The sequence below is a fragment of the Micromonospora sp. DSM 45708 genome, from assembly GCF_039566955.1.
Classification (GTDB): Bacteria; Actinomycetota; Actinomycetes; order Mycobacteriales; family Micromonosporaceae; genus Micromonospora.
The window spans coordinates 3,477,137-3,498,397 of record NZ_CP154796.1; the positions used below are offsets into that span (position 1 = coordinate 3,477,137).

Genomic DNA, 21,261 nt, shown 5'->3' on the forward strand with positions numbered 1-21,261 from the left:
GGCGACGTCAGGTGGCGCTGATCGTGCCGGTGAGCAGCAGGCAGAGCACCAGCGTGCCGAGCGCCACCCGGTAGATCACGAACAGGTAGAGCGTGTGGTGCGCGACGTAGCGCAGCAGCCAGGCGATGGCCGCGTACCCGATGGCGAACGCGATAAGGGTGGCCACCACCATCTGGGCCACGCTCGGCGCGGCGGTGCCCGGCGCGGACGGCTCGAAGACGTCCGGCAGGCTGAACACGCCGGAGATCACCACCGCGGGAATGGCCAGCAGGAACGAGTAGCGGGCCGCGGTCTCCCGGGTGAGGTTGAGGAACAGCCCGACGGTCAGCGTGCCACCCGACCGGGAGACACCCGGGATGAGCGCCATGGCCTGCCCCAGCCCCATCGCCACGCCGTCACGCATCCGGAAGTTCTCCAACGTGCGGGTCTGCCGCCCCCAGTACTCGGCGAACGCGAGCACCAGGGCGAAGAAGATCAACGTGAAGGAGATCAGGTACAGGTTGCGGCCGGCGGTGCGGATCTGGTCCTTGAAGAGCAGCCCGAGGATCCCGATCGGGATCGTGCCGACGATGACGTACCAGCCCATCCGGTAGTCGAGGCTGGAGCGCACCGAACGGTCGACCAGGCCGAGGCACCAGGTCCGGACGATCCGCCAGATGTCCTTGAAGAAGTAGATCAGCACGGCGGCCTCGGTGCCGAGCTGGGTCACCGCGGTGAACGACGCGCCCGCGTCGCGACCGAAGAAGATGGCCGACGTGATCCGCAGGTGGCCGGACGACGACACCGGCAGGAACTCCGTCAGCCCCTGGACGACGCCCAGGACGATGGCCTCGATCCAGGTCACTCGCCGACCCCGGACAGGTCGAGGGCCTCGGCGACGGTGCGCAGCGTCTGCACGCCGCTGTCCCGGTCGGCCACGAACAGCGTCACCGACAGGGTGGTCACGCCCGCGGCGGCGTACTCCCGCATCCGCTCGGCGATGCGCTCCTTCGGGCCGAGCAGCGAGGTCCGGTCGATGAACTCCAGCGGCACCGCGGCGGCGGCGTCCCGCTGCCGCTTGGCCAGGTAGAGATCCTGCACCTCGCGGGCCGCGTCGCCGTAGCCCATCCGGGTGGCGAGCTGGTTGTAGAAGTTCTGCTTCCGGCTGCCCATTCCGCCCACGTAGAGCGCGGCGTACCAGCGGACCAGCTCGGCGCAGGTGGCGACGTCGTCGCCGACCACCACCGGCACGGACGGGACGACGTCGAAGCCGGCCAGCTCCTTGCCGGCGGTGGCCCGCCCGGCGCGGACCGGGGCGAGCTGCTCCTCGGCGAACTCCGGGGCATAGAAGACGGCCAGCCAGCCGTCGGCGATCTCGCCGGCCAGCTCCAGGTTCTTCGGGCCGACCGCGGCCAGGTAGATCGGGATGTGCGCCCGCGGCGGATGGAAGCCCAGCCGCAGCGCCTTGCCCGGGCCGTCCGGCAGCGGCAGCGTGTAGTGCTCGCCGTCGTAGGCGACCTCCTTGCGGGCCACCGCGAGCTTGACGATGTCGACGTACTCCCGGGTGCGGGCCAACGGCTTGGCGAACCGCACGCCGTGCCAGCCCTCGGAGACCTGCGGTCCGGAGACGCCCAGGCCGAGCCGGAACCGGCCGCCGGAGAGCGCGTCGATGGTGGTGGCGGTCATCGCGGTCATCGCCGGGGTGCGGGCGGGGATCTGCATGACCGCGGAGCCGAGGTCGATCCGCTCCGTCTGCCCGGCCATCCACGCCAGCATGCTCGGCGAGTCGGAACCGTAGGCCTCCGCGGCCCACACCACCGAGTAGCCGAGCCGGTCCGCCTCCTGGGCGAGCGCCAGGTGGTCGGCGGGCGTGCTCCACGCCGTCTGGTATCCGAGGCTGAGCCCGAGTCGCATGATCCTCCCACCGTCCGCACCACAGGTCGCACCAGGTTACGCAATGCGGGTGACGCCACCGACGACCGGCTCGCCCCGAACACGTCACACCGCGCTGCGGTCGCGCGGGAAGTTGACTGCGGCGAGGATATCCGTGACGCCGGCTTCGAAATAAGGTTCACGCATGCAACAGCGACCGCTCGGCCGAAGCGGGCTGGCGGTTTCGCGGCTCGCGCTCGGCACCATGACCTGGGGACGGGACACCGACGCGGACGACGCGGCCGCCCAGCTGAAGAGCTACCTCGACGCGGGCGGCAACCTCGTCGACACCGCCGACGTGTTCGCCGACGGCGACGCCGAGTCGGTGATCGGCTCCCTGCTGGGCAGCCTGGTGGACCGCGACGAGCTGCTCATCGCCACCAAGGCGGGGCTGCGGCCGGGCAGCGGCCGACGCCGGGACGGCTCGCGCGGGCACCTGCTGCGCACGCTGGACGCGTCGCTGCGCCGGCTCGGCACCGACCACGTGGACCTGTGGCAGGCGCACGGGTACGACCCGGACACCCCGCTGGAGGAGACGCTCGCCGCGCTGGACCACGCCGTGTCCAGCGGCCGGGCCCGGTACGTCGGCGTGTCGAACTTCTCCGGCTGGCAGACCGCCCGGGCCGCCGCCTGGCAGGCCGCCTGGCCGGGGCGTGCCCCGGTGGTCGCCGCCCAGGTGGAGTACTCACTACTGGAGCGCGGCATCGAGCGCGAGGTGCTGCCGGCCTGCGCCGAGATGGGGCTGGGCGTGCTGCCCTGGTCGCCGCTGGGCCGGGGGGTGCTCACCGGCAAGTACCGCAACGGCCGCCCGGCGGACTCGCGGGCGGTGTCGCCGCACTTCGACCGGTTCGTCGGCAGGTACCTGGAGCCCCGCTGCTCCAGCATCGTGGAGGCGGTGGCGATCGCCGCCGGCGGGCTCGGCGTGTCGCCGCTGGAGGTGGCGCTGGCCTGGGTCCGGGACCGGCCGGGCGTGACCGCGCCGATCCTCGGCGCCCGCACGGTCGGGCAACTGCTCGGCGCGCTCCAGGTGGAGCGGATGACGCTGCCGGACGAGATCGTCACGGCGTTGGACGACGTCTCCGCGGTGCCGATCGGGTATCCGGAGCGGGACGGCTGACCGGCCGCCGCCGGCGGCGCCGAGCGGGCCACGCCGCCCACGGGGCGATCCGGGTCACCGTCAGGGGGTGGCGGAGGGCCGCCGGGCTGGGCAGCATGGAAACCATGGACTACGAGTACGCGCCGCTGCGGTTGCCTTCGAATGTCGATCGGTTGACCGCCGCGGCGCAACTGGCGATCCAGGCGGAGTTCTCCGGTTGGGAGTTGGCCCGGGTGCGGCTCTACCGGGACGGCACGCGGCAGGTGATGCTGCGACGCCGGGTCGTGAACAAGCCGCAGCCCGGCCTGTCGTACTGAGACGGGGCCGACCCGGGGCCGCGCCGTGCGGTGCGGCCCCGGGGCGAACACGGCCTAGTGGGCGTGGTCGTGCTCCTCGTCCAGTTCCAGGAACGGGTGCTCGTCGAGCCGGCCGACCAGCCGGTCGTCGACGGCCGGCTGGAACGGGCCGACCGGGTCGTCGTCGTCGAACGACTCCAGGTCGACCGGGGTGCCGACCTCGCTGACCATGACCACGCCGTCGAGCGGCTCCAGCTCGGGCACGTCGAGGGCGGACAGCGAGCCGTCGCCGCTCTGCAGCAGCTCCAGCACCGCCTCGCCGACGCCCTCGACCGGCGCCGGCTCGTCCTCCTCCGGGGTGCCCTCCCGGCGGGCCGCCTCGGCGACCCGGAGCAGCGCGGCGACGCTGGGCACCCGGTAGTCGCGGCGCTGCCGCACCGAGATCACCCGGGGGTGCGGGTCGGTGGGCTCGCCGCCCTCGACCGCGCCGAAGCGCTCGTCGGCCTCGTCCGGGTCGATCGACTCGACGTCCCAGGGCGTCACCTCGCCGAACGCGTCGAGCAGCTGCTCGTCGTAGGCGAACGAGGCGTTGTTCAACGCGACGTACGCCTGCCAGACGGCGTCGTCGTCGATCCGGCCCTGGGCGGCCCGGACGGCGGCCAGGTGGGCGCGGGCCGCGTCGATCACCCGCTCGAGGGCGGCGTCCAGCTCAGCGTGCTGGTCGGTCATGTGAGGCAGTCCCTTCGCGATGGGGGCAGGTTCCGCGCCGACGGCGCCGCGGCGGGCGCGGTCAGCAGTTGCGGAGGAAGCGGTCGAGAACCCGCACGCCGAACTGTAGTCCGTCCAGCGGAACCCGCTCGTCGATGCCGTGGAACAGGCCGGAGAAATTGAGGTCGGCCGGCAGCCGCAGCGGCGCGAACCCGAAGCAGCGGATGCCGAGCTGGGAGAACGCCTTGGCGTCGGTGCCGCCGGAGAGCATGTACGGCACCGGGTGCGCACCCGGGTCCTCGGCGCGCAGCGCGGCGGACATCTGCGCCACCAGGTCCCCGTCGAACGTGGTTTCCAGGGCCGGCTGGCGCTGCACGTACTCGATCGCGATGTCCGGCCCGACCAGCTCGCGCAACTGCCGTTCCAGCTCCTCGCTCTGCCCGGGCAGGCTGCGGCAGTCGATGGTGGCGGTGGCCCGACCGGGGATGACGTTGTCCTTGTAGCCGGCGGCCAGCCGGGTCGGGTTGGCGGTGTTGCGGATCGTCGCGCCGATGATGTTCGCGATCGGGCCGAGCTTGGCGATCGCGGTCTCCGGGTCGTCCGGGTCGATCTCGATGCCGAGCACGTCGGAGACCTCGGCCAGGAACGCCCGTACGGTGTCGGTCATCACCACCGGGAACCGGTGCCGGCCGATCCGGGCGACCGCCTCGGCGAGCGCGGTCACCGCGTTGTCGTCGTGCATCATCGAGCCGTGGCCGGGCCGCCCCCGGGCGTGCAGGCGCAGCCAGTCGATGCCCTTCTCGGCGGTCTCGATCAGGTAGAGGCGGCGGGTGTCGTCGACCGAGTAGGAGAAGCCGCCCACCTCGCCGATCGCCTCGGTGCAGCCGTCGAACAGGCCCCGGTGGCGCTGGGCCAGGAAGTGTGCGCCGTAGTCGCTGCCGGCCTCCTCGTCGGCGGTGAATGCGAGCACGATGTCGCGGCGGGGCCGGACGCCGGCGCGCTGCCAGTCGCGCACCACGGCCAGCACCATGGCGTCGAAGTCCTTCATGTCGATCGCGCCCCGGCCCCACAGGTAGCCGTCGCGGATCTCGCCGGAGAAGGGGTGCACCGACCACTCGTCGGGGTCGGCGGGCACCACGTCGAGGTGGCCGTGCACCAGCAGCGCGTCCCGGTCGGGTTCGGTGCCGGGGATGCGGGCGACCAGGTTGGCCCGGCCGGGCGCCGACTCGTGGATCTCGGCGTGCACGCCGACCTCGGCGAGCTTCTCCGCGACGTACTCCGCCGCGCGCCGCTCCCCCGCGCTGGTGTCGTTGTCCCCGGTGTTGGTGGTGTCGATGCGCAGCAGGTCGCGGCAGAGGTCCACGACCTCGTCGGTGGGCTCGGGTGAGGCGGAGGTCGTCATCGCTTCCTTATACCAGCCGGGTCGGTCGTGACGGCCGGCGCGGTGCGGACCGGTTTCGCGGGACGCGCGGGAGGGTAACGCCGAACATCAATTCCGGCCACCACGATTCCGGCCACCACGAGGAGGGCACCATGACCGTCCCCCTGCCGCCGCTTCCGCCCGCCGCCGACGACCGGTACCGGCCGGGTGGGCGGAGCCTGGCCGACCTCGTGGACGCCGAGCACCGCGCCCTGCTGGAGCTGGCCGACCGGGTGACCGACGCCGGGCTGGACCCGGCCGACCGCCGTCAGGTGCTGGACGTGCTGACCGCCGCGGTGTCGCGGCACCTCTCCGCCGAGGAGCAGTACCTGTTCCCGGCCGCCCGGGCGGCGGTGCCGGAGAGCGCCGAGCTGGTCACCCGGGAGATCGAGGCGGACGCCGCGCTGCTGACCGCGTTGAAGGGGCTGTCCGGCCCGGACGACGCGGCGCTCGCGGACGTGGCGGAGCGGGTGCGCCGGCACGTCAGCCGGGTGGCCGCGCTGGTCACGCCGCTGCGCGAGGTGGCCAGCGACGCCGAGTTGATCCGGCTGGGCAACCGGTGGGAGATCGCGGAGGAGGCGGCGCCCACCCGGCCGCACCCGGGCACCCCGGCCACCCCGCCCTGGAACAAGATCGTCGAGCCGGCGGTGGGGGTGCTGGACAAGGTGCGCGACGCGGTCACCGGGCGGCGGACCCGCCTGGCCGACCTGGAGCACCGCCGGGAGGCCTGAGCCGATCCACCCCTTCCCGGACACCCGTTCGTGGTCCTACCGTCACCGTATGAATCTGGAGCTGCGACACCTGCGGGTGGTCTGCGCGATCGCCGAGACGGGGAGCGTCACCAAGGCGGCGTCCCTGCTCGGGTTGGCCCAGCCGGCGCTGACCGCCCAGCTCCAGCGGATCGAGCGGGTCCTCGGCGGGCCGCTGTTCGAACGGGACCGCCGGGGCGCCCGGCCCACCGCGCTGGGTGAGCTGGTGCTGGACCGGGCCCGGGTGCTGCTGCCGGCGATGAAGGGCCTCCAGGACGAGGCCGCCCGGCTGGCCGGCGCGGGCGACCCGCTGCGCCGCTACCGGTTCGGCGGGGTGAACAGCCCGATCCTGGGCCGGCTGGTGCACCGGCTCGCCGCCGAGCGGTCCGACGCGCAGATCTCCACGTACGCGTCGTGGTCGGTGGACGAGCTGGCCCAGTTGGTGTCCGGCGGTCGGCTCGACTTCGCCCTGACCGGCGTGTGCGGGGACGCCACGCCGTCGCCGGTGTTCGGGTTGAGCTGGCGGGAGGTGGCCGTCGACCCGGTCTTCGTGCTGCTGCCGCAGACCCATCCGCTGGCCGGCCGCGACGAGATAGACCTGCTCGACCTGCGACGTGAGCAGTGGGTGGCCGCGCCGGGCGACGGCTGCTTCGGCGACTGCTTCGCCGCCGCCTGCGCGCGCGCCGGCTTCACCCCGCGCAAGGTGTACGAGGCGGACGTGCGGGCCGCGCTGGACCTGGTGGACGCGGGCACCGCGGTGGCGCTGTGCCAGGCCACCTTCCGTCCGGTGGCGGGGCTGGTCACCCGCCGGCTGGCCGGCGCGCCGCTGCGCTGGCGGCTGCTGTTCGGCTGGCACCCGGAGGCGCCGGCCGCGGCGGTGGCCGAGCCGGTGCTGGAGAAGGCGGTGGCGGCCTACACCGACGCGTTGGCCAATCATCCGGACTATCTGGCCTGGTTGCTGGCGCATCCGGACTTCGGCGTGCAGCCCAACGGCACCGGTGGGGTGCGAACCGCCTGAACGCGGGTATCACCGGCGGCATGACTGATCTGTATCCGGCCGCCGACCAGCGGGAACTACTGCGCCAGGCAGCCGCCGCGCACGCCGCCGCCGCCGCTGACACCGAGGCGTTCCTGCGCCGGCTGCCCGAGGTGCCGGACCCGGCGGACGTCACCGAGTACGCCACCCTGCTCAGCCGCGAGGAGCGGGCGCGGGCGGACCGGCAGGCCGCAGCCGACGCCGCCGGCCTGCGACTGCCCAGCATGGAGTCCGAGTAGGCCGTGCCCGGTCGGCCCGGGCGGGGTGCCCGCCCGGGCGTCCGGCGTCGGATCAGCGTTCCACCAGCACGTCGTGACCGAGGTCGAGCAGCGCGTGCCGCCACTCGTCGTCGGCGGCGCCCCGGTGCGGCCGGTCGGCGGCGAGTTCCCGGATGCGGGTGATCGCCTCGCGCATCACCTCGATGTCCTCCGGGGTCAGGTCCACCTTGCGCTTGCGCAGCACGGCGAGGATCTGCCGGCCGGGTTCGGGCAGGTCCAGGTCGGGGTCCGGGCCGAACGCCTCCTCCCCCGACCCCCGGGTCAGCAGCCACTGCCGTAGCTGCTCGGAAGGAACGTTCACCTCGGCGTGGAAGTCGTCCCAGATGATCTCGACCTCGGGGTCCAGTCGCGCCTCGCGTACCATCACGCCTCCTCTCCCGGCGGCGGCCCGGACGGTTCCGGCTCGCCCTCGCTGCTCGGTGTCTGCGGGGTCAGTCCCTCCGGTGGCACCCGGACCCGGGACGGGTTCGCCGTCGGCGGCGCCTCGATCGGTTCACCGGCCGCGGCGTCCTCCCCGGTCTCCTCGGGCTCGGTCATGTCCGCCCTCCGATCCTTGCGCGACGGGCCGTCCCCTCATCGGGGATGGGAGGTGGTGGCGGCCGAGTAGCCGCGCTCACCGGCGGACACGTCGAGGACGAGCTGGTCGTCGCGGGCGTCGACGGTGACCTTCTGCCCCGGCGAGATCTCGTTTTCCAGCAGCATCCGGGACAGCCGGTTGTCGAGTTCGCGCTGGATCACCCGGCGCAGCGGGCGGGCCCCGAACTCCGGCTGGTAGCCGTGCTCGGCGAGCCAGTCGACGCCGGCGGTGCTGATCTCGACCTGGATGTCCTGGGCGTGCAGCCGGCGGCGGGTCTCCTCCAGCAGCAGGCCGGTGATCTCCCGGAGCTGCTCGGCCTCCAGCCGCTGGAAGATGATCACCTCGTCGATCCGGTTGAGGAACTCCGGGCGGAAGTTCTCCTGCAACCGCCGCATCAGCCGTTCCCGCAGCTCGGTGGACTCCTGCTCGCCCGGCTCGCCGGTGGCGAACCCGACCGTGCGCTGGGTGCCGGTGATCAGCTCCGAACCGAGGTTGCTGGTCATGATCAGGACGGTGTTCTTGAAGTTCACGGTCCGTCCCTGGCTGTCGGTGAGCCGGCCGTCGTCGAGCACCTGGAGCAGGATGTTGAACACATCGGGGTGAGCCTTCTCGATCTCGTCCAGCAGCACCACCGCGTACGGGCGACGGCGGACCGCCTCGGTGAGCTGGCCGGCCTCCTCGTAACCGACGTAGCCGGGCGGGGCGCCGACCAGCCGGCTGACGGTGTGCCGCTCCTGGAACTCGCTCATGTCCACCCGGACCATCCGGTCCGCCTCGCCGAACAGCGCCTCGGCGAGCGCGCGGGCCAGCTCGGTCTTGCCGACGCCGGTGGGGCCGAGGAACAGGAAGCTGCCCATCGGCCGGTTCGGGTCGGCCAGGCCGGTACGCGAGCGCCGGACCGCCTCGGCGACCGCGCCGACCGCGTCGTCCTGCCCGATCACCTTCTGGTGCAGGTGCCCCTCCAGGCGCAGCAGCCGGTCGCGTTCCTCCTCGGTGAGCTGGGTGACCGGGATGCCGGTGGCGCGGGACACCACCTCGGCGATCTCCTTCGGCCCGACCTCCGGCACGTGGTTGGGCCCCTCGTCGCCGCGGGCGCGGCCGATCTGGTCCTCCAGCTCGGCCAGCCTGTCGCGCAGCGAGGAGGCACGTTCGTACTGCTCGTCGGAGACCGCCTGTTCCTTGTCCCGGCGTACCTCGTCGAGCTGCTGCTCCAGGTCGCGCACGTCCGAGGCGGGGGTCCGGGTGCGCAGCCGTACCCGGGCGCCGGCCTGGTCGATCAGGTCGATCGCCTTGTCCGGCAGGAACCGGTCGGTGACGTAGCGGTCGGCGAGTTCGGTGGCGGCGACCAGCGCCTCGTCGGTGAACCGGACCTGGTGGTGCGCCTCGTAGCGGTCGCGCAGGCCACGCAGGATGGCGACGGTGTCCTCGACGCTCGGCTCGGGCACCAGCACCGGCTGGAACCGGCGGGCCAGGGCGGCGTCCTTCTCGATGCTGCGCCGGTACTCGTCCAGCGTGGTCGCGCCGATCACCCGCAGCTCGCCGCGGGCGAGCGCCGGCTTGAGCATGTTGGACGCGTCCATCCCGCCCTCGCTGCCGGCGCCGCCGGCCCCGACCAGGGTGTGGATCTCGTCCAGGAAGATGATCAGCTCGTCGCGGTGGGCCCGGATCTCGTCGATCACCTTCTTCAGGCGTTCCTCGAAGTCGCCCCGGTAGCGGGTGCCGGCGACCAGGCCGGAGAGGTCGAGCTGGATGACCCGCTTGCCGATCAGCGTCTGCGGCACGTCGCCGTCGCAGATCCGCTCCGCCAGCCCCTCCACGATGGCGGTCTTCCCGACGCCGGCCTCACCGATCAGCACCGGGTTGTTCTTGGTACGCCGGGACAGGATCTCCACCGCCTGCTCGATCTCGTCGGCCCGGCCGATCACCGGGTCGATCTGGTCCAGCCGGGCCAGCTCGGTGAGGTCCTGCCCGTACTGGTCGAGGGTGGGGGTGCCCCGGTCCGGACGTGGGCCGCCGGTGCCGCGCTCGGCGCTGGCCGCCTGCAACGACTCCGGCTGGATCCGGCCGGCGGCCAGCATCCGGCCGGCCGGCGACTCGGGGTTGAGCGGTAGCGCCATCAGGATGTGCTCGGGGCCGATGTAGTTGGCGCCCATGGCGCGGGAGAGCTGGTGGGCGTCGAGCAGCGCCCGTTTCGCGGCGGGCGTGAGCGACAGGTTCGGCGGCACCTCGCCGCCGGGCGCGCCACTCTCGGCGCGCCCGCCCAGCGCGTTGACCAGCGCGTCCGGGTCGGCCCCGGCGCGACGGACCAGGTCCCGCAGCGGCTCGCGCTGCAACGCGGCCCAGAGCAGGTGGTCGGTGTCCAGGTCGTTGCTGTGCTTCTGGGCGGCCCGCCGGGCCGCGTCGGCCAGCATCTCCCGGGCGTCGGCGGTCATCAGGCGGGTGATGTCCACCCGGTGGGCCGGCCGTCGACCGCCCTCGCCCCGGCCGAAGTACCGGGCCAGGAACTCGTCCCAGGGGTCGTTGCCGAAGTCGCCGGGTCCCATCATGTTCGTCCTCCGCAGTCGGTCGGCACGACCGGGACGCGGCACGCGCGGCACGGTCGGCGGTGGCTACCCGGCGGTGTGCGCGACAAACGCGGGCGGATGGCAGGCTGGGCGCATGGAGAGCAGACCGCTGCTGGTGGTGGACGGCGCGAACGTGGTGGGCTCCCGGCCGGACGGCTGGTGGCGCGACCGGGCCGGCGCGGCGGTGCGGCTGCGCGACGCGCTGACCCCGCTGGCCGGCGCCGGCGTGCCGCCGGAGCTGCCGCCGCCGGTGCAGGTGGTGCTGGTGGTGGAGGGCGCGGCGCGGCACGTGGCGCCGGCGCCCGGGGTCGACGTGGTGTCCGCGCCCGGGTCCGGCGACGACACGGTGGTGGAGCTGGTCGCCGCCGCGCCGGAGCGTCGGCGGGTGGTGGTGACCGCGGACCGGGAGCTGCGGGCCCGGGTCAGCGCGCTCGGCGCGGAGGTACGCGGCCCGCGCTGGCTGGGCCGCTGACGCCCGAGTCCCGTCAACGGGACCGGGCGGACCGTCGGTGGGACCGCCGACTCCACCCGTGACCGCCCTTCCCGCACGTCAGGGCCGTAATCGGACACGCGGGCAGGAACGGCGCGAGGGTGGATGTTCGTCCACTGGATGGGATGGGTTGTAATGGAGATCTCCCTTGCCCCCAGGAGGTCCCCGTGGCGAGCGTCGCCGAGCTGAAGGCCGCCATCGATGTCGCTCTCCAGCAGATCGGTGACGGCCAGACAGCGGTGCAGGCGGCCGGCGAGAAGCTGGCCGAGGCGCAGCAGACCCTGGCCGGCGCGTTGGAGGGCAGCGGCCACGAGACCGTCGAGGCGGCCCAGGCCTCGCTGACCCAGGCCAGCCAGGAGCTGGAGGAGTGCCTCGCCGCGACGCTGGTGGCGGTGGAGCAGGCACAGCTCTACGTCGCGACGCTCTGAAGGGGCGGCCGTGTCCATCGTCGAGGACATCGGCGCGCAGGTCCGCGCCGCCGCCGAGGAGCTGCCGCTGGCGCAGCTCGCCGCCGCGCTGGAGAAGCTCGGCCAGGCGCAGGAACGGCTGCGCTGGGTGCGGCAGGAGTCGGCCGACCCGATGGGCGTGCCGGAGCTGACCGCCGCCACCGAACACGCCGAAACCGCCGGCTACGCGCTGCGCGTGGCGCAGGAGCAGCTCAGCGCGTACCTGGCCGCGATCGGGCTGGCCGCCGACGGCGCGCCGCCCGCGACGTCGGGCGAGCGGCGACCACGGCACGACGCGCCACGCGGCGAGGCGCCGCCCGCGCCCGGCGCGGCGCCCGAGCCGGGCGAGCAGCCCGCGGTACGCCGCTGGTGGGCGGTCCGCGTGGCGGAGCTGACCGGCGGACGGGAGGGCGCGCCGGACGAGCCGGACGAGCGGGTCGAGAACGCCCAAGAGCTGCTGCGCCGGGTGGTGGTCGGCATCCGCTCCGGCGACCGGGACCGGCTGCACGCCGAGCTGCGCCGGGCCCACGCCGACGTCGGGCTGGGACTGGCCGCGATCGCCCCGCCGATGCTGCGCGACCTCGCCGGGGAGCTGCTCGGCCACCCGCCCCGCGCCGACGACCTGACCCGGCTGCGCCGCGAGCTGGACGGGCGGGTCCGCGACCTGCTGCCCGGGTTGCCGCCGCCGGTGCTGGACACGCTACTCACCCGGATCTGCCGGATGCCCCCGCCGCGCCGCGACGACGGGCAGGAGCAGCCGCACGCCGCCGACCCGGCGGTCACCGCCGGGGTGCTCACCGGTGTGCTGCTCGACCGGCTCGGCCGGGACCTGCCGAAGGACACCGAGGAACGGGAGCCGTCGCGTGGCTGACGTCCGCGCCCAACTGGTGACGCGGGTCCGGGGGATGCTCTCCGAGGCCCTGGGCGCCACCCGGAACCGGCTCGCCGCCGCCGACGCGGAGCTGGCCGCCGGCCGGGAGCGGCTGGCGCGCACCCGGCGTGCCGCCGCGGCGGTGCCCGGCCGGGTCGGCGCGGCCCGCGACCGGCGACTCGCCGAGATCGACACCCGGCACGCCGCCCGCCTGGCCGAGCTGGCGCGCCGGGCCGCCGCCGCGGCCCAGCGGGAAGCGCCGGGTGCGGCGTCCGCGCCGTGGGACCGGTGGACGGCCACCCCCGCCGGGCGGGCCGAGCCGCCGGGCGCGGTCCGCATCGGCACGGTCCGCATCGCCGGCGCCGAACCGGTGCCGGCGCTGGTCCCGCTGCTCGACGCCGGGCACGCGCACCTGGCCGGCGGCGACCGGGACGGCCTCGCCGCGGTGGTGCCCGCGTTGCTGCTACGCTCCGTCGGCCGGGCCGACCCGGGCGCGGTCCGGCTGCACGGCTACGACCCGGAACACCTGGGCGGCGGCCTGGCCGGGTTCGCGCCACTGGGCACCGCCGGCCTGCTCACGTTCGTCGGCCCGGGCGGGCTGGGCCGGCTGCTGGACGACCTGGTCGAGCAGATCCGCCGGATCAACGCCACGGTGCTGGCCGGCGAGTACGCGTCCCTGCGCGAGCTGGCCGCCGCGACCGGCCGGCGACCGGAGCCGTGGCGGGTGGCGGTGCTGCTCGGCGGCGACGAGCTGTCCCGGCACGAGCGCGGCCAGCTCGACCGGGTGGTCCGCACCGGGGCCGCGTGCGGGGTGCACCTGGTGGTCCGCGGCATCGACCTGCCCGACGACCCGACCGTCACCCGGATCGTGGTGGACCCGGACGACGCCCGCATCGCCGGCCTGCCGGTGGTGCTCGACGCCCCACCACCGCCCACCCTGGTCACCGAGACCTGCCGGGCGGTCGCCTCCCGGGTCGCCGCGGGACCGCCGCCGACGCCCTTCACCGATCTGCTGCCCCCGCCCGACGACTACTGGCGGGAGGACTCGGCGCACGGGCTGACCGCGCCGATCGGCGAGGGCCCGCACGGGCGGCCGGTGCTGCTGACGCTCGGCGACTACCCGCCGCACGCGTTGATCGGCGGCCCGTCCGGCACCGGCAAGACGAACCTGATCTTCGCCTGGATCGGCGCGCTCGCCGCCCGCTACTCCCCCGCCGAGCTGGAGTTCTATCTGCTCGACTTCAAGGAGGGAGTGTCCTTCGCCCGGTTCGCCCAGGGCCGGCGCGACCCGAGCTGGCTGCCGCACATGCGGCTGGTCGGGATCAACGTCAACACCGACCGGGAGTTCGGCCTGGCGCTGCTGCGGTTCCTCGCCGAGGAGCTGCGCCGGCGGGCCGACGCGGCGAAGAAGCACGAGGTCACCAAGCTGGCCGAGCTGCGGGCGGTGGACCCCACCGGGCACTGGCCGCGGATCGTCGCGGTGGTCGACGAGTTCCAGGCGCTGCTCGCCGGTCGGGACGTGGTCGCCCGGGAGGCCGCCGACCTGCTGGAGGACCTGGCGCGGCGGGGCCGCTCCCAGGGCATCCACCTGGTGCTCGCCTCCCAGGACGTACGCGGCATCGAGGCGCTCTGGGGCCGGCCCGCGCTGGTCGCCCAGTTCACGCTGCGCATCGCGCTGCCGAAGGCGCTGCGCATCCTGGCCGAACGCAACGACGCCGCGCAGTCGCTGCCCCGCCACCACGCCGTGGTCAACGCCGAGTCCGGCCTGACCGAGGGCAACGAGGTGGCCCGCATCCCGTCGGCCAGCGACTGGGAGACCTGGAGCGAGCTGCAACACCGGCTGTGGCGGATGCGCCCGCAGGACGCCGCGCCGGCCCGGCTCTTCGACGGCGACGCGATCCCCCGGCTGGCCGAGGCGCCGGACTTCCGTGCCCTGAACGCCCCCGGGCAGGGCGTGCCGCGTAACCCGGTGGCGCTGCTCGGCGAGATCATCGACGTGCAGTCCCGTTCGGCGGTGCTGCGGCTGCCCCGGGCCCCGGGACGCAACCTGGCCGTGCTGGGCACCCGGGTGGACGAGGCGTGCGCGGTGCTCGACGCCGCCGCCCGCTCGTTGGCCCGGCAGTACCCGCCCGGCACCGCCCGGTTCTCCATCGCCTGTCTCGACCCGGACGCCGACCCGGCCGCCCGCGCGCTCTACGAGGACCTGGCCGGCGACGCCTCCTGGTACGACGAGGAGACGGTGTCCGAGCTGATGGCCGAGGTGGGTGACGGGCTGAGCGCGCCGGGCACCCCGCGTACCCCGCACTTCCTGCTGCTGTACGCGGTGGACGCGGCGGCCGGCGCGCTGGCCGGCAAGGCCGGCACCCGCACCGGGCTGGAGCAGCTGCGCCGGGTCCTGCACGACGGGCCGGAGCGGCGGACCCACGTGCTGGCCTGGTGGCGGGGCGTGGCCCGGATGCGGGCCGACCTGGGCGGCGCCGGCGCGCGGACGGACCAGATCGGCGCCTGGGTGGCGCTCGACGTGCAGGGCGGTGAGCTGGGCTCGTCGCTCTACCCGGGCAGCGGCGGCCCGGACTGGTATCCCCGGCCGTGGCGCGGTCTCTACTTCGACCGCGCGGTGCACCGCACCGGACAGGTGATCATCCCTTATGGTCCCTCCCGATGAACGAACCGGTCTCCAGTGAGACGTACCGCGCCCAGATCCGCCGACTCGCCGAGTTGACCGCCCGGGTGGCCGCCCAGCGGGCCGAGGCGCACACCTGGTACGCCCAACAGGTCGCCGCCGCCGACCGGGCGGTGGCCGAGGCGGACGAGCAGGTCCGGCTCGCCGAGGCGGAGCTGGCCGAGGCCCAGCGCATGGTGGACCGGGTGGACGGCGAGGTGACCCACCTGTGGGCGCAGCTACGCGCCCGGCTCGGCGGCGGCACCCGGCGCCTGGGCGACCCGCCCGGGCCGGTACGCGGTGCCGCCGGTGACCCGGTGCCGCTGCTGCGGGGCGTACGGGAGCTGCTGGAGCGCACCGGAACGCCCGGTGAGCTGCCCGGCTCGGTGAACCCGCTGCTGATCGCCTGCGGGGTGGGCGGCGCGCTGGTGGCGTACCTGCTGGGGATCGGGGCGCGGGCGCTGGGCGCCGGCTCGGGCGGTGACCTGGCGGTCGGCCTGCCGGTGCTGGCGCTGGTGGTGACGTTGCTCGGCCCGCTGGTCGGGCTGGCGCCGGCCCGGCTGCTGGCCGACCGCCGGCACGCGGTGCTGACCCCCCGCCCGATGATCCTGGTGGCCGCCAGCGGCCTGGCCACCACGCTGCTCCTGCTGACGGTCACCTACACCCGCTGACTCCGCCCCCGGCGCGGTGATCATCAGGTTGGCGACGCGACACGCCGTCGCGGGTCCGCCAACCCCATGATCATCGAGGCGAGACGAGGCGAGGCCCGCGCGGTGAGCCGGTCAGGCGGGGACCAGGACGGCCTCCCTGAGCAGACGGCGGGTGAGGACCAGGCGGTCGGCGTCGTCGTCCAGGCCGGGCAGGTCGCCGACGCGGGTGGCCTCGCCGGTGAGCAGCGCGCGCAGCGCCGGCTCGCAGGTGCCGGGCAGCGTGAGCGTGCGGTCGGTCAGGCGCAGCGCGACACTGCCGTCCCCGGTGGACGCGAGCTGCCAGCGCAGGCCGCCACGCGTCGCGACCCGGCTGTCGGGGCCGAGCCGGGCCAGCGCGTCGGCCTGGGCCAGCGGGCGGATCGGGGCCGGCCGGGCGGCCGGCCACACCCGGGACCGCAGCCGCGCGGCCACCGCCGCCGGGTCGGCCCGCAGCAGCCAGTCGCGCAGCGCCTCGACGGTCTCGGTGAGCTCCGGCTCGATCGCGTCCGGGTCGGCCAGGTCGAGGCCGAACGGCAGGCCGGCGCGCAGCCGGGCGTCCTCGGCGGCCAGGCCCAGCAGCTCCTCCACCATGGCGTACCGGGTCAGCGCCCGGATGCCCACGGTCAGGTGCAGCGAGCTGGACTCCTGCGCCTGGGCGCTGTGCAGCCAGCCACGCGGCAGGTAGAGCGCGTCACCCGGTTCGAGCACCACGTCCAGCGCGGGCCGGCCGTCGGCGGTGGCGGCGACCTCGTCGGCCCGGCCGCCCCACGGCTGGCGCTCCAGCGGGTCGGCGAGCACCGGCGGATGGATGCGCCAGTGCTTGCGTCCGTCGACCTGGAGCACGAACACGTCGTGGGTGTCGTAGTGGGTGGCGAAGCCCTGGCTACCGGCCGGCGTCAGGTAGGCGTTGACCTGCAAGGGCTGGGCCAACGCGGCGCCCAGGTCGCGGGCCAGGTCGACGATCGCCGGCCAGGTGCGGTGCAGGCCCTGGAGCACCAGCGTGGCGCCGTCGGCGTAGAGCGCCAGCACCTTCTCGTCCAGCACCTGGTCGCCGATCTCGGCGCCGGCGCCACCGCCGCCGGTGTACCGCGCCGCCGGCACGAGCTGGCCGTCCTTGGCCACCCGCAGGAACGGGGTACGCAGGCCGCGCCGGCTGAGCAGCTCGTCGGCGTCGGTGGGGCTGAGCAGGTCGGTGAAGCCGTCCGGGTTGGGCAGTTCGGCGGCCCGGGACAGCAGCGGGCTGCGCCCCCAGTGGTCGGCGGCGAACTTGGCCGGCTCGACCGCCACGCACCGGGCCAACGCCGCGGCGGCGGAGGACGGACCCGCCGGGTGGCCGTGGCCACCCGGCGGGTCGACGTGCGTCAGGCTCATCGGTCAGGCGCTGCCGTCGGCGCCACCGTCGTGCTGACCCGGGGTCGCGCCACCATCGGCCGGACCCTCCGCGCTGCCGTCGGCGCCACCGTCGTGCTGACCCGGGGTCGCGCCACCATCGGCCGGACCCTCCGCGCCACCATCAGCGCCACCGTCGTGCTGACCCGGGGTCGCGCCACCATCGGCCGGACCCTCCGCGCCACCATCAGCGCCACCGTCGTGCTGACCCGCGGTGGCACCGCCGTCGGCCGGGCCCTCCTGGCCGCTGCCGCCGCTGGTCCGGATGTCGTCGTCGTTCAGTGCCATGGGTGCTCCCTCGGTGTGCCGCCCCGCGTGTTCCCGGGGGCCGTGTGCAGCGGGTGGTACCCCACGCCCGATCGTCTCTAACCACACCGTAGACGCCCGGACCCGGGCGCACGCACGGTTCGCGCCCAAAGGCGGCCGGACCGCGGGTCCCCCGGACGCCCGACGGCCCGCCCCGCCGAGGGGGCGGGACGGACCGGGATGGGGCCGGCTCAGGGAATGAGCTGATCCAGGCCCTGCGGCATGGACGACTTCACGTCCTGCCACTCGCCCTGGGTGACATGCCGGCGCAGCGTGTCCAGCACCACCTGCACCACCCGCTGCGGACCGCCCGCCACGTCGTACGGGAAGCCCTGGCGGACCTCGTAGAGGAAGTCGTCGCGGTTGAGCTTGATCGGCACGTTCTCCGGCTGCCAGCCGTCGAAGTAGATGCCGCGCAGCAACACCGGCAACTGCTGGGCGAACTCGGCGCTCTCCGGCACCGGCAACCGGTCGCGCAGCAGGTGCAGCACGGTGCGCAGCGCCGCGTACGACTGGTTGCGGCGATCCGGCGGCCAGCCGTACGCCGACTCGATCTCCTTCAGGATCACGTTCGTCTTGTCCAGCGAGGACTCGAACGCGGACATCAGATGCTCAGCCATCCGGCTCACCCCCGGGTGTCGGTCTCCCAGCGTCGGTCGTCGGCGCGTCGCGGCGGCCCGCTGGGCCCCCGCCACAGCCGCGTCGGGCTGAACCGGCCGGGCCGCCCGCCCCGCTCCCGCGGCACGTCGGCGTCGCCGACCACGTGCAGCACGCCACCGCGGCGTCGATCCGTCACCACCCGTACGGTCATGACCCACCTCCTCGTCGCGGCGCGCGGGCCGGTGCGTCCGCGCGCACCGTCCATGCTGCCCGGCGGCCGGGTGAGCCGGCCTCACCCGGACCGGGTGAGGCGCTCAGCGCTCCCGCGGGCCGTGGCGTCCACCACCCACGGGACCGACCGGCTACCGGAACGGGACTCAGGCGGCCCGGCGCTCGCGGGTCTGCTTGCAGGCCACGCAGGAGGTCGCGGACGGGAAGATCTCCAGCCGCTCCACCGGGATCGGCGCGGCGCAGCCCTCGCAGAAGCCGTACGTGCCCTCGTCGAGTCGGGCCAGCGCGCGCTCGAACTGCGCCCGCCGGTCCAGGATGGTGCGCAGCAGGGACTGGGCGGTGTCCCGCTCGGCGGTCTTGGTGCCGCTGTCGGCCTGGTCGTCGCCGGCGGTGTCGCCGACCTCGACCAGCCGCAGCACCTGACTCTGCAGCACGGCCTGGTCGTACTCCGCGGTCAGCTCGTCGTACCGGGACCGCAGGGACTGCCGGATCTGGTCGACCTCCGCCTGCGAGCGGCCCGTGGCTGTCGTGTCGTGGACGAGCATCGCTGCCTGCCTTTCCTGCGGCCTCGACCCGGTCCTCCGGCGACGCCGGCGGGCCCGGGGCGAAGATGAACGCACGGACGAGATCGCCCGTGCTCTGTGAGCCGGGCGATTACCCCTGCCCACGGCAGGCCAAACCGGAGACTTCCTGGCACTTTCCCGTACGTCCGTACCGCCTGGTCAGGGCCGTTCCACAAGCGCCGGGTGGCGCGGGTCGTCGGCACGCACCACCACGTCGGCGAAGGAGGCCGGGTCGACCTCGTCGGCGTAGCGGGCGAACGCGGGCAGCGTCCAGCGCCACGCCGGGTCGGTGCGCCGGGCCAACGCCGCCGGGGAGAGCACCAGGTGCACGGCGACGTCGAACGCCAGCGTGCCGCCGAGCAGCAACGCGCCACTGACCAGGACCACGCCGCCGGCCGGCAGATCCTGGTACGCGGCCCGGCTGGCCCGGTCCGCGTCGGCGTCCCAGAGCGACGGCAGCACACGGCCGGTGCCGGCCGGGCCGGCCGGGTCGAGCACCTCGCGGCGCAACCCGGGCTCGTCGAGCCAGCCCTCGTAGTACGCGTCCGGGTTCGTGCGGCCCTGTTCCAGGCGCACCGAGGCGGGGCGGAGGAAGTCGGCGGCGCGGACGTGCAGGGCCGGCCGGCCGGCGGCGCGCAGCGGGTCGACGAGCGCGGCGGCGAGGGCGTCCGGTTCGGCGGCGGGCGGCCCGTCGACGGCCACCCGCAACCGGCCGGACGCCTCGGTGCCGGTGAGGCGGCCGGTCAGCTCGGCGACGAGCCGGTCGGGGCTGATCGGGCGGACGCGCATCAGTCCATCCTGCCCGGCCGGCGGCGTGGGCTCACCACCGGTTCGCGTCCGGGCGGTCGGGGCTCCGTCCGGCGGGCGGGTGGTGGGCGCGACGCGTCAGCCGGTGCGGTCGATGGTCACCCGGGCGTCGTCGGCGAGCCGGTAGCCGACGCCGTAGACGGTGGTGACCAGCGGGACGTCCACCCCGACCTTGCCGCGCAGCCGGCGGACGTGCACGTCGACGGTGCGGACGCCGGCGTGCTCGTAGCCCCAGACCGCGTTGAGCAGTTGCAGCCGGGTGAACACCCGGCGCGGGTGGGCGACCAGGTGCAGCAGCAGGTCGAACTCCAGGCGGGTCAGCGGCAGCGGCTCGCCGTCGCGCAGCACCGACCGGGAGGACGCCAGGATGTGCAGCATCGGGATGGTCGGGGCCAGCGGGCGTGGCGGGGTGCGGCCGGCCGGCACGTCGGGCCGGCGGTCCGGCCCGGCGGTGCCGGTGCTGACCACCGCGTCGCCGCGTTCGAGCAGTTCGCGCGCCGCGTCGAGGAGCCGGCGGGCGGCCGGGGTGAGCGACTCCTCGCAGGACAGCGGGATGTTCAGGGTGACGGTGAGCACCGGGGTGGTCGTGTTGGCGGGGCGACGCTGGCCGCCGGGCGGACGGCCGGGGACCGCGGGTTGGGACGTATGCCATCCGGCGCGCGACGAGGCGGGGCTGACCGACATGGTCCTCCTTGGCTGGTCCGGGTATCTCCCCACGGCCCGGGACGCCGCTTCATCGATGCTTCCCGGCGCTTGTGCGAGGGTCAAGGGGCCACTGCGTTGCATGAATGTGACAATTGGCGAACACATCGGAGCCGAATGCTCGCTCTGCGTACGAGGTCCGTTGATTACAGCAGAGCGACGACACGCGCCGGTACGGGGGGTCCCCGGCCGGTTCACAGTGGCGGGTGCTGCGCCGACGTGGACGCGGCGCACCCGGCATCCGGGTGCGCCGCGGGTCGACCGGGGCCGGCTCAGGCGTCGCGGTCCACCTCGATCAGGGCGTCGTCGGCGAGCCGGTACCCGACGCCGTAGACGGTGGTCACCAGCGGCGTGTCCGGGCCGAACTTGGCCCGCAGGCGCCGGACGTGGACGTCCACGGTGCGGGCCACCGCGTGCTCGTAGCCCCAGACGTTGCTGAGCAGTTGCAGCCGGGTGAAGACCCGGCGCGGATGCTCGGCGAGAAAGAGCAGCAGGTCGTACTCGATCCGGGTCAGCCCGATTTCGAGGCCGCCGAGCCGGACCCGTCGGGTGCCGGTGAGCATGCGCACCCCGCCCGGCCCGGCGGCCGGCGTCGGCTCGGCCGGTGGCGCGGGGACGCGGCGCAGGTCGAGCACGGCCCGGGCGGCCCGGTGCTCCTCCGGCCGGACCAACCCCTCGCCGGAGGCGGCCAACTCGTCCAGCAGGTCCGCCAGCCGGGCCAGACCGGGCGTGAGCGGGCCGGCACTCAGGTCGAGCGTGATGGTCAGGGTCGGTGCGGTACGCGGCCGGGGCGCCGGCGCCCGGTCGGGGCGGCCGGGGCGGGCCGGACGGGTGTTGAGGGCGACGACGGACATGGGAGCCTCCTGTGGG

25 protein-coding genes are annotated in these 21,261 nt (G+C 74.8%); 10 read left to right on the forward strand and 15 right to left on the reverse strand.

Annotated features, from left to right (window positions below):
- Positions 1 to 7 precede the first annotated feature (7 nt).
- The gene (locus VKK44_RS14825; protein ID WP_107155559.1) at positions 8 to 844 is read right to left on the reverse strand and encodes an undecaprenyl-diphosphate phosphatase; all 837 of its coding nucleotides are present in this window, start codon (positions 842 to 844) and stop codon (positions 8 to 10) included.
- Entirely contained in the window at positions 841 to 1,893 is a 1,053-nt protein-coding gene (locus VKK44_RS14830) for an LLM class F420-dependent oxidoreductase (RefSeq protein ID WP_343447576.1), read from the reverse strand. The genes VKK44_RS14825 and VKK44_RS14830 overlap by 4 nt, the downstream gene beginning before the upstream one ends.
- Positions 1,894 to 2,056: 163 nt before the next feature.
- Here VKK44_RS14830 and VKK44_RS14835 point away from each other — a divergent pair, with 163 nt between their 5' ends.
- Together VKK44_RS14835 and VKK44_RS14840 are read left to right on the forward strand one after the other, a co-directional pair.
- Positions 2,057 to 3,028, forward strand: a complete 972-nt coding sequence (locus VKK44_RS14835) for an aldo/keto reductase (RefSeq protein ID WP_343447577.1) — start codon at positions 2,057 to 2,059, stop codon at positions 3,026 to 3,028.
- 104 nt (positions 3,029 to 3,132) lie between these two features.
- Entirely contained in the window at positions 3,133 to 3,324 is a 192-nt protein-coding gene (locus VKK44_RS14840) for a DUF5703 family protein (RefSeq protein WP_107155556.1), read from the forward strand.
- Positions 3,325 to 3,378: 54 nt separating this feature from the next.
- On the opposite strand, the gene VKK44_RS14845 is transcribed toward VKK44_RS14840, so the two are convergent.
- Positions 3,379 to 4,032 (reverse strand): hypothetical protein, encoded by a 654-nt coding sequence (locus VKK44_RS14845; RefSeq protein WP_343447578.1) that lies wholly within the window; start codon positions 4,030 to 4,032, stop codon positions 3,379 to 3,381.
- 61 nt (positions 4,033 to 4,093) lie between these two features.
- On the reverse strand, positions 4,094 to 5,413 hold the full coding sequence (locus VKK44_RS14850) for a M20/M25/M40 family metallo-hydrolase (protein ID WP_343447579.1): 1,320 nt from the start codon (positions 5,411 to 5,413) through the stop codon (positions 4,094 to 4,096).
- Positions 5,414 to 5,544: 131 nt separating this feature from the next.
- Between VKK44_RS14850 and VKK44_RS14855 the strand changes: the two genes are divergently transcribed.
- The 3 genes from VKK44_RS14855 to VKK44_RS14865 are packed head-to-tail and all read left to right on the forward strand — an operon-like array spanning position 5,545 to position 7,455.
- Positions 5,545 to 6,162, forward strand: coding sequence for a hemerythrin domain-containing protein (locus VKK44_RS14855; RefSeq protein WP_343447580.1), 618 nt, complete (start codon positions 5,545 to 5,547; stop codon positions 6,160 to 6,162).
- Between the two features lie 49 nt (positions 6,163 to 6,211).
- Entirely contained in the window at positions 6,212 to 7,198 is a 987-nt protein-coding gene (locus VKK44_RS14860) for a LysR family transcriptional regulator (RefSeq protein WP_343447581.1), read from the forward strand.
- Positions 7,199 to 7,218: 20 nt separating this feature from the next.
- Entirely contained in the window at positions 7,219 to 7,455 is a 237-nt protein-coding gene (locus tag VKK44_RS14865) for a hypothetical protein (RefSeq protein WP_343447583.1), read from the forward strand.
- 52 nt (positions 7,456 to 7,507) lie between these two features.
- On the opposite strand, the gene VKK44_RS14870 is transcribed toward VKK44_RS14865, so the two are convergent.
- From VKK44_RS14870 to VKK44_RS14880, 3 genes are read right to left on the reverse strand one after another with little or no spacing between them, the layout of a single operon-like run.
- The gene (locus VKK44_RS14870) at positions 7,508 to 7,858 is read right to left on the reverse strand and encodes a DUF3140 domain-containing protein (protein ID WP_343447584.1); all 351 of its coding nucleotides are present in this window, start codon (positions 7,856 to 7,858) and stop codon (positions 7,508 to 7,510) included.
- Positions 7,858 to 8,031, reverse strand: coding sequence for a hypothetical protein (locus VKK44_RS14875; RefSeq protein WP_343447586.1), 174 nt, complete (start codon positions 8,029 to 8,031; stop codon positions 7,858 to 7,860). The genes VKK44_RS14870 and VKK44_RS14875 overlap by 1 nt, the downstream gene beginning before the upstream one ends.
- A gap of 36 nt (positions 8,032 to 8,067) precedes the next feature.
- Positions 8,068 to 10,617, reverse strand: coding sequence for an ATP-dependent Clp protease ATP-binding subunit (locus tag VKK44_RS14880; RefSeq protein ID WP_343447588.1), 2,550 nt, complete (start codon positions 10,615 to 10,617; stop codon positions 8,068 to 8,070).
- Positions 10,618 to 10,729: 112 nt separating this feature from the next.
- Between VKK44_RS14880 and VKK44_RS14885 the strand changes: the two genes are divergently transcribed.
- The 5 genes from VKK44_RS14885 to VKK44_RS14905 all read left to right on the forward strand — a co-directional run bounded on the left by VKK44_RS14885 (position 10,730) and on the right by VKK44_RS14905 (position 15,775).
- Positions 10,730 to 11,107 (forward strand): hypothetical protein, encoded by a 378-nt coding sequence (locus VKK44_RS14885; RefSeq protein WP_343447589.1) that lies wholly within the window; start codon positions 10,730 to 10,732, stop codon positions 11,105 to 11,107.
- Positions 11,108 to 11,292: 185 nt separating this feature from the next.
- The gene (locus tag VKK44_RS14890) at positions 11,293 to 11,553 is read left to right on the forward strand and encodes a hypothetical protein (protein WP_030504016.1); all 261 of its coding nucleotides are present in this window, start codon (positions 11,293 to 11,295) and stop codon (positions 11,551 to 11,553) included.
- A 10-nt stretch (positions 11,554 to 11,563) separates the two neighbouring features.
- Positions 11,564 to 12,442: a hypothetical protein gene (locus VKK44_RS14895; protein WP_343447591.1), complete on the forward strand. Its 879-nt coding sequence runs from the start codon at positions 11,564 to 11,566 to the stop codon at positions 12,440 to 12,442.
- Positions 12,435 to 15,107 carry an FtsK/SpoIIIE domain-containing protein gene (locus VKK44_RS14900; protein WP_343447592.1) on the forward strand — a complete coding sequence of 891 codons (2,673 nt, stop codon included), beginning with the start codon at positions 12,435 to 12,437 and terminating at the stop codon, positions 15,105 to 15,107. Before VKK44_RS14895 ends, VKK44_RS14900 begins: the two co-directional genes overlap by 8 nt.
- Positions 15,104 to 15,775: a hypothetical protein gene (locus tag VKK44_RS14905; RefSeq protein ID WP_343447593.1), complete on the forward strand. Its 672-nt coding sequence runs from the start codon at positions 15,104 to 15,106 to the stop codon at positions 15,773 to 15,775. The genes VKK44_RS14900 and VKK44_RS14905 overlap by 4 nt, the downstream gene beginning before the upstream one ends.
- Positions 15,776 to 15,886: 111 nt before the next feature.
- On the opposite strand, the gene VKK44_RS14910 is transcribed toward VKK44_RS14905, so the two are convergent.
- From VKK44_RS14910 to VKK44_RS14945, 8 genes are all read right to left on the reverse strand, one after another.
- Positions 15,887 to 17,158: a cupin domain-containing protein gene (locus VKK44_RS14910; protein ID WP_343447783.1), complete on the reverse strand. Its 1,272-nt coding sequence runs from the start codon at positions 17,156 to 17,158 to the stop codon at positions 15,887 to 15,889.
- 9 nt (positions 17,159 to 17,167) lie between these two features.
- Positions 17,168 to 17,470 carry a hypothetical protein gene (locus VKK44_RS14915; protein WP_343447594.1) on the reverse strand — a complete coding sequence of 101 codons (303 nt, stop codon included), beginning with the start codon at positions 17,468 to 17,470 and terminating at the stop codon, positions 17,168 to 17,170.
- 209 nt (positions 17,471 to 17,679) lie between these two features.
- Entirely contained in the window at positions 17,680 to 18,108 is a 429-nt protein-coding gene (locus VKK44_RS14920) for a DUF2267 domain-containing protein (protein ID WP_343447595.1), read from the reverse strand.
- 5 nt (positions 18,109 to 18,113) lie between these two features.
- A complete protein-coding gene (locus VKK44_RS14925; protein ID WP_343447596.1) occupies positions 18,114 to 18,299 on the reverse strand; it encodes a hypothetical protein in 186 nt (61 codons plus the stop codon).
- A gap of 166 nt (positions 18,300 to 18,465) precedes the next feature.
- Positions 18,466 to 18,864, reverse strand: coding sequence for a TraR/DksA family transcriptional regulator (locus VKK44_RS14930; protein ID WP_343447598.1), 399 nt, complete (start codon positions 18,862 to 18,864; stop codon positions 18,466 to 18,468).
- A 177-nt stretch (positions 18,865 to 19,041) separates the two neighbouring features.
- On the reverse strand, positions 19,042 to 19,671 hold the full coding sequence (locus VKK44_RS14935; protein ID WP_343447599.1) for a nucleoside/nucleotide kinase family protein: 630 nt from the start codon (positions 19,669 to 19,671) through the stop codon (positions 19,042 to 19,044).
- Positions 19,672 to 19,767: 96 nt separating this feature from the next.
- Positions 19,768 to 20,373: a winged helix-turn-helix domain-containing protein gene (locus tag VKK44_RS14940; protein WP_343447600.1), complete on the reverse strand. Its 606-nt coding sequence runs from the start codon at positions 20,371 to 20,373 to the stop codon at positions 19,768 to 19,770.
- 290 nt (positions 20,374 to 20,663) lie between these two features.
- A complete protein-coding gene (locus tag VKK44_RS14945) occupies positions 20,664 to 21,245 on the reverse strand; it encodes a winged helix-turn-helix domain-containing protein (protein ID WP_343447601.1) in 582 nt (193 codons plus the stop codon).
- Positions 21,246 to 21,261 lie beyond the last annotated feature (16 nt).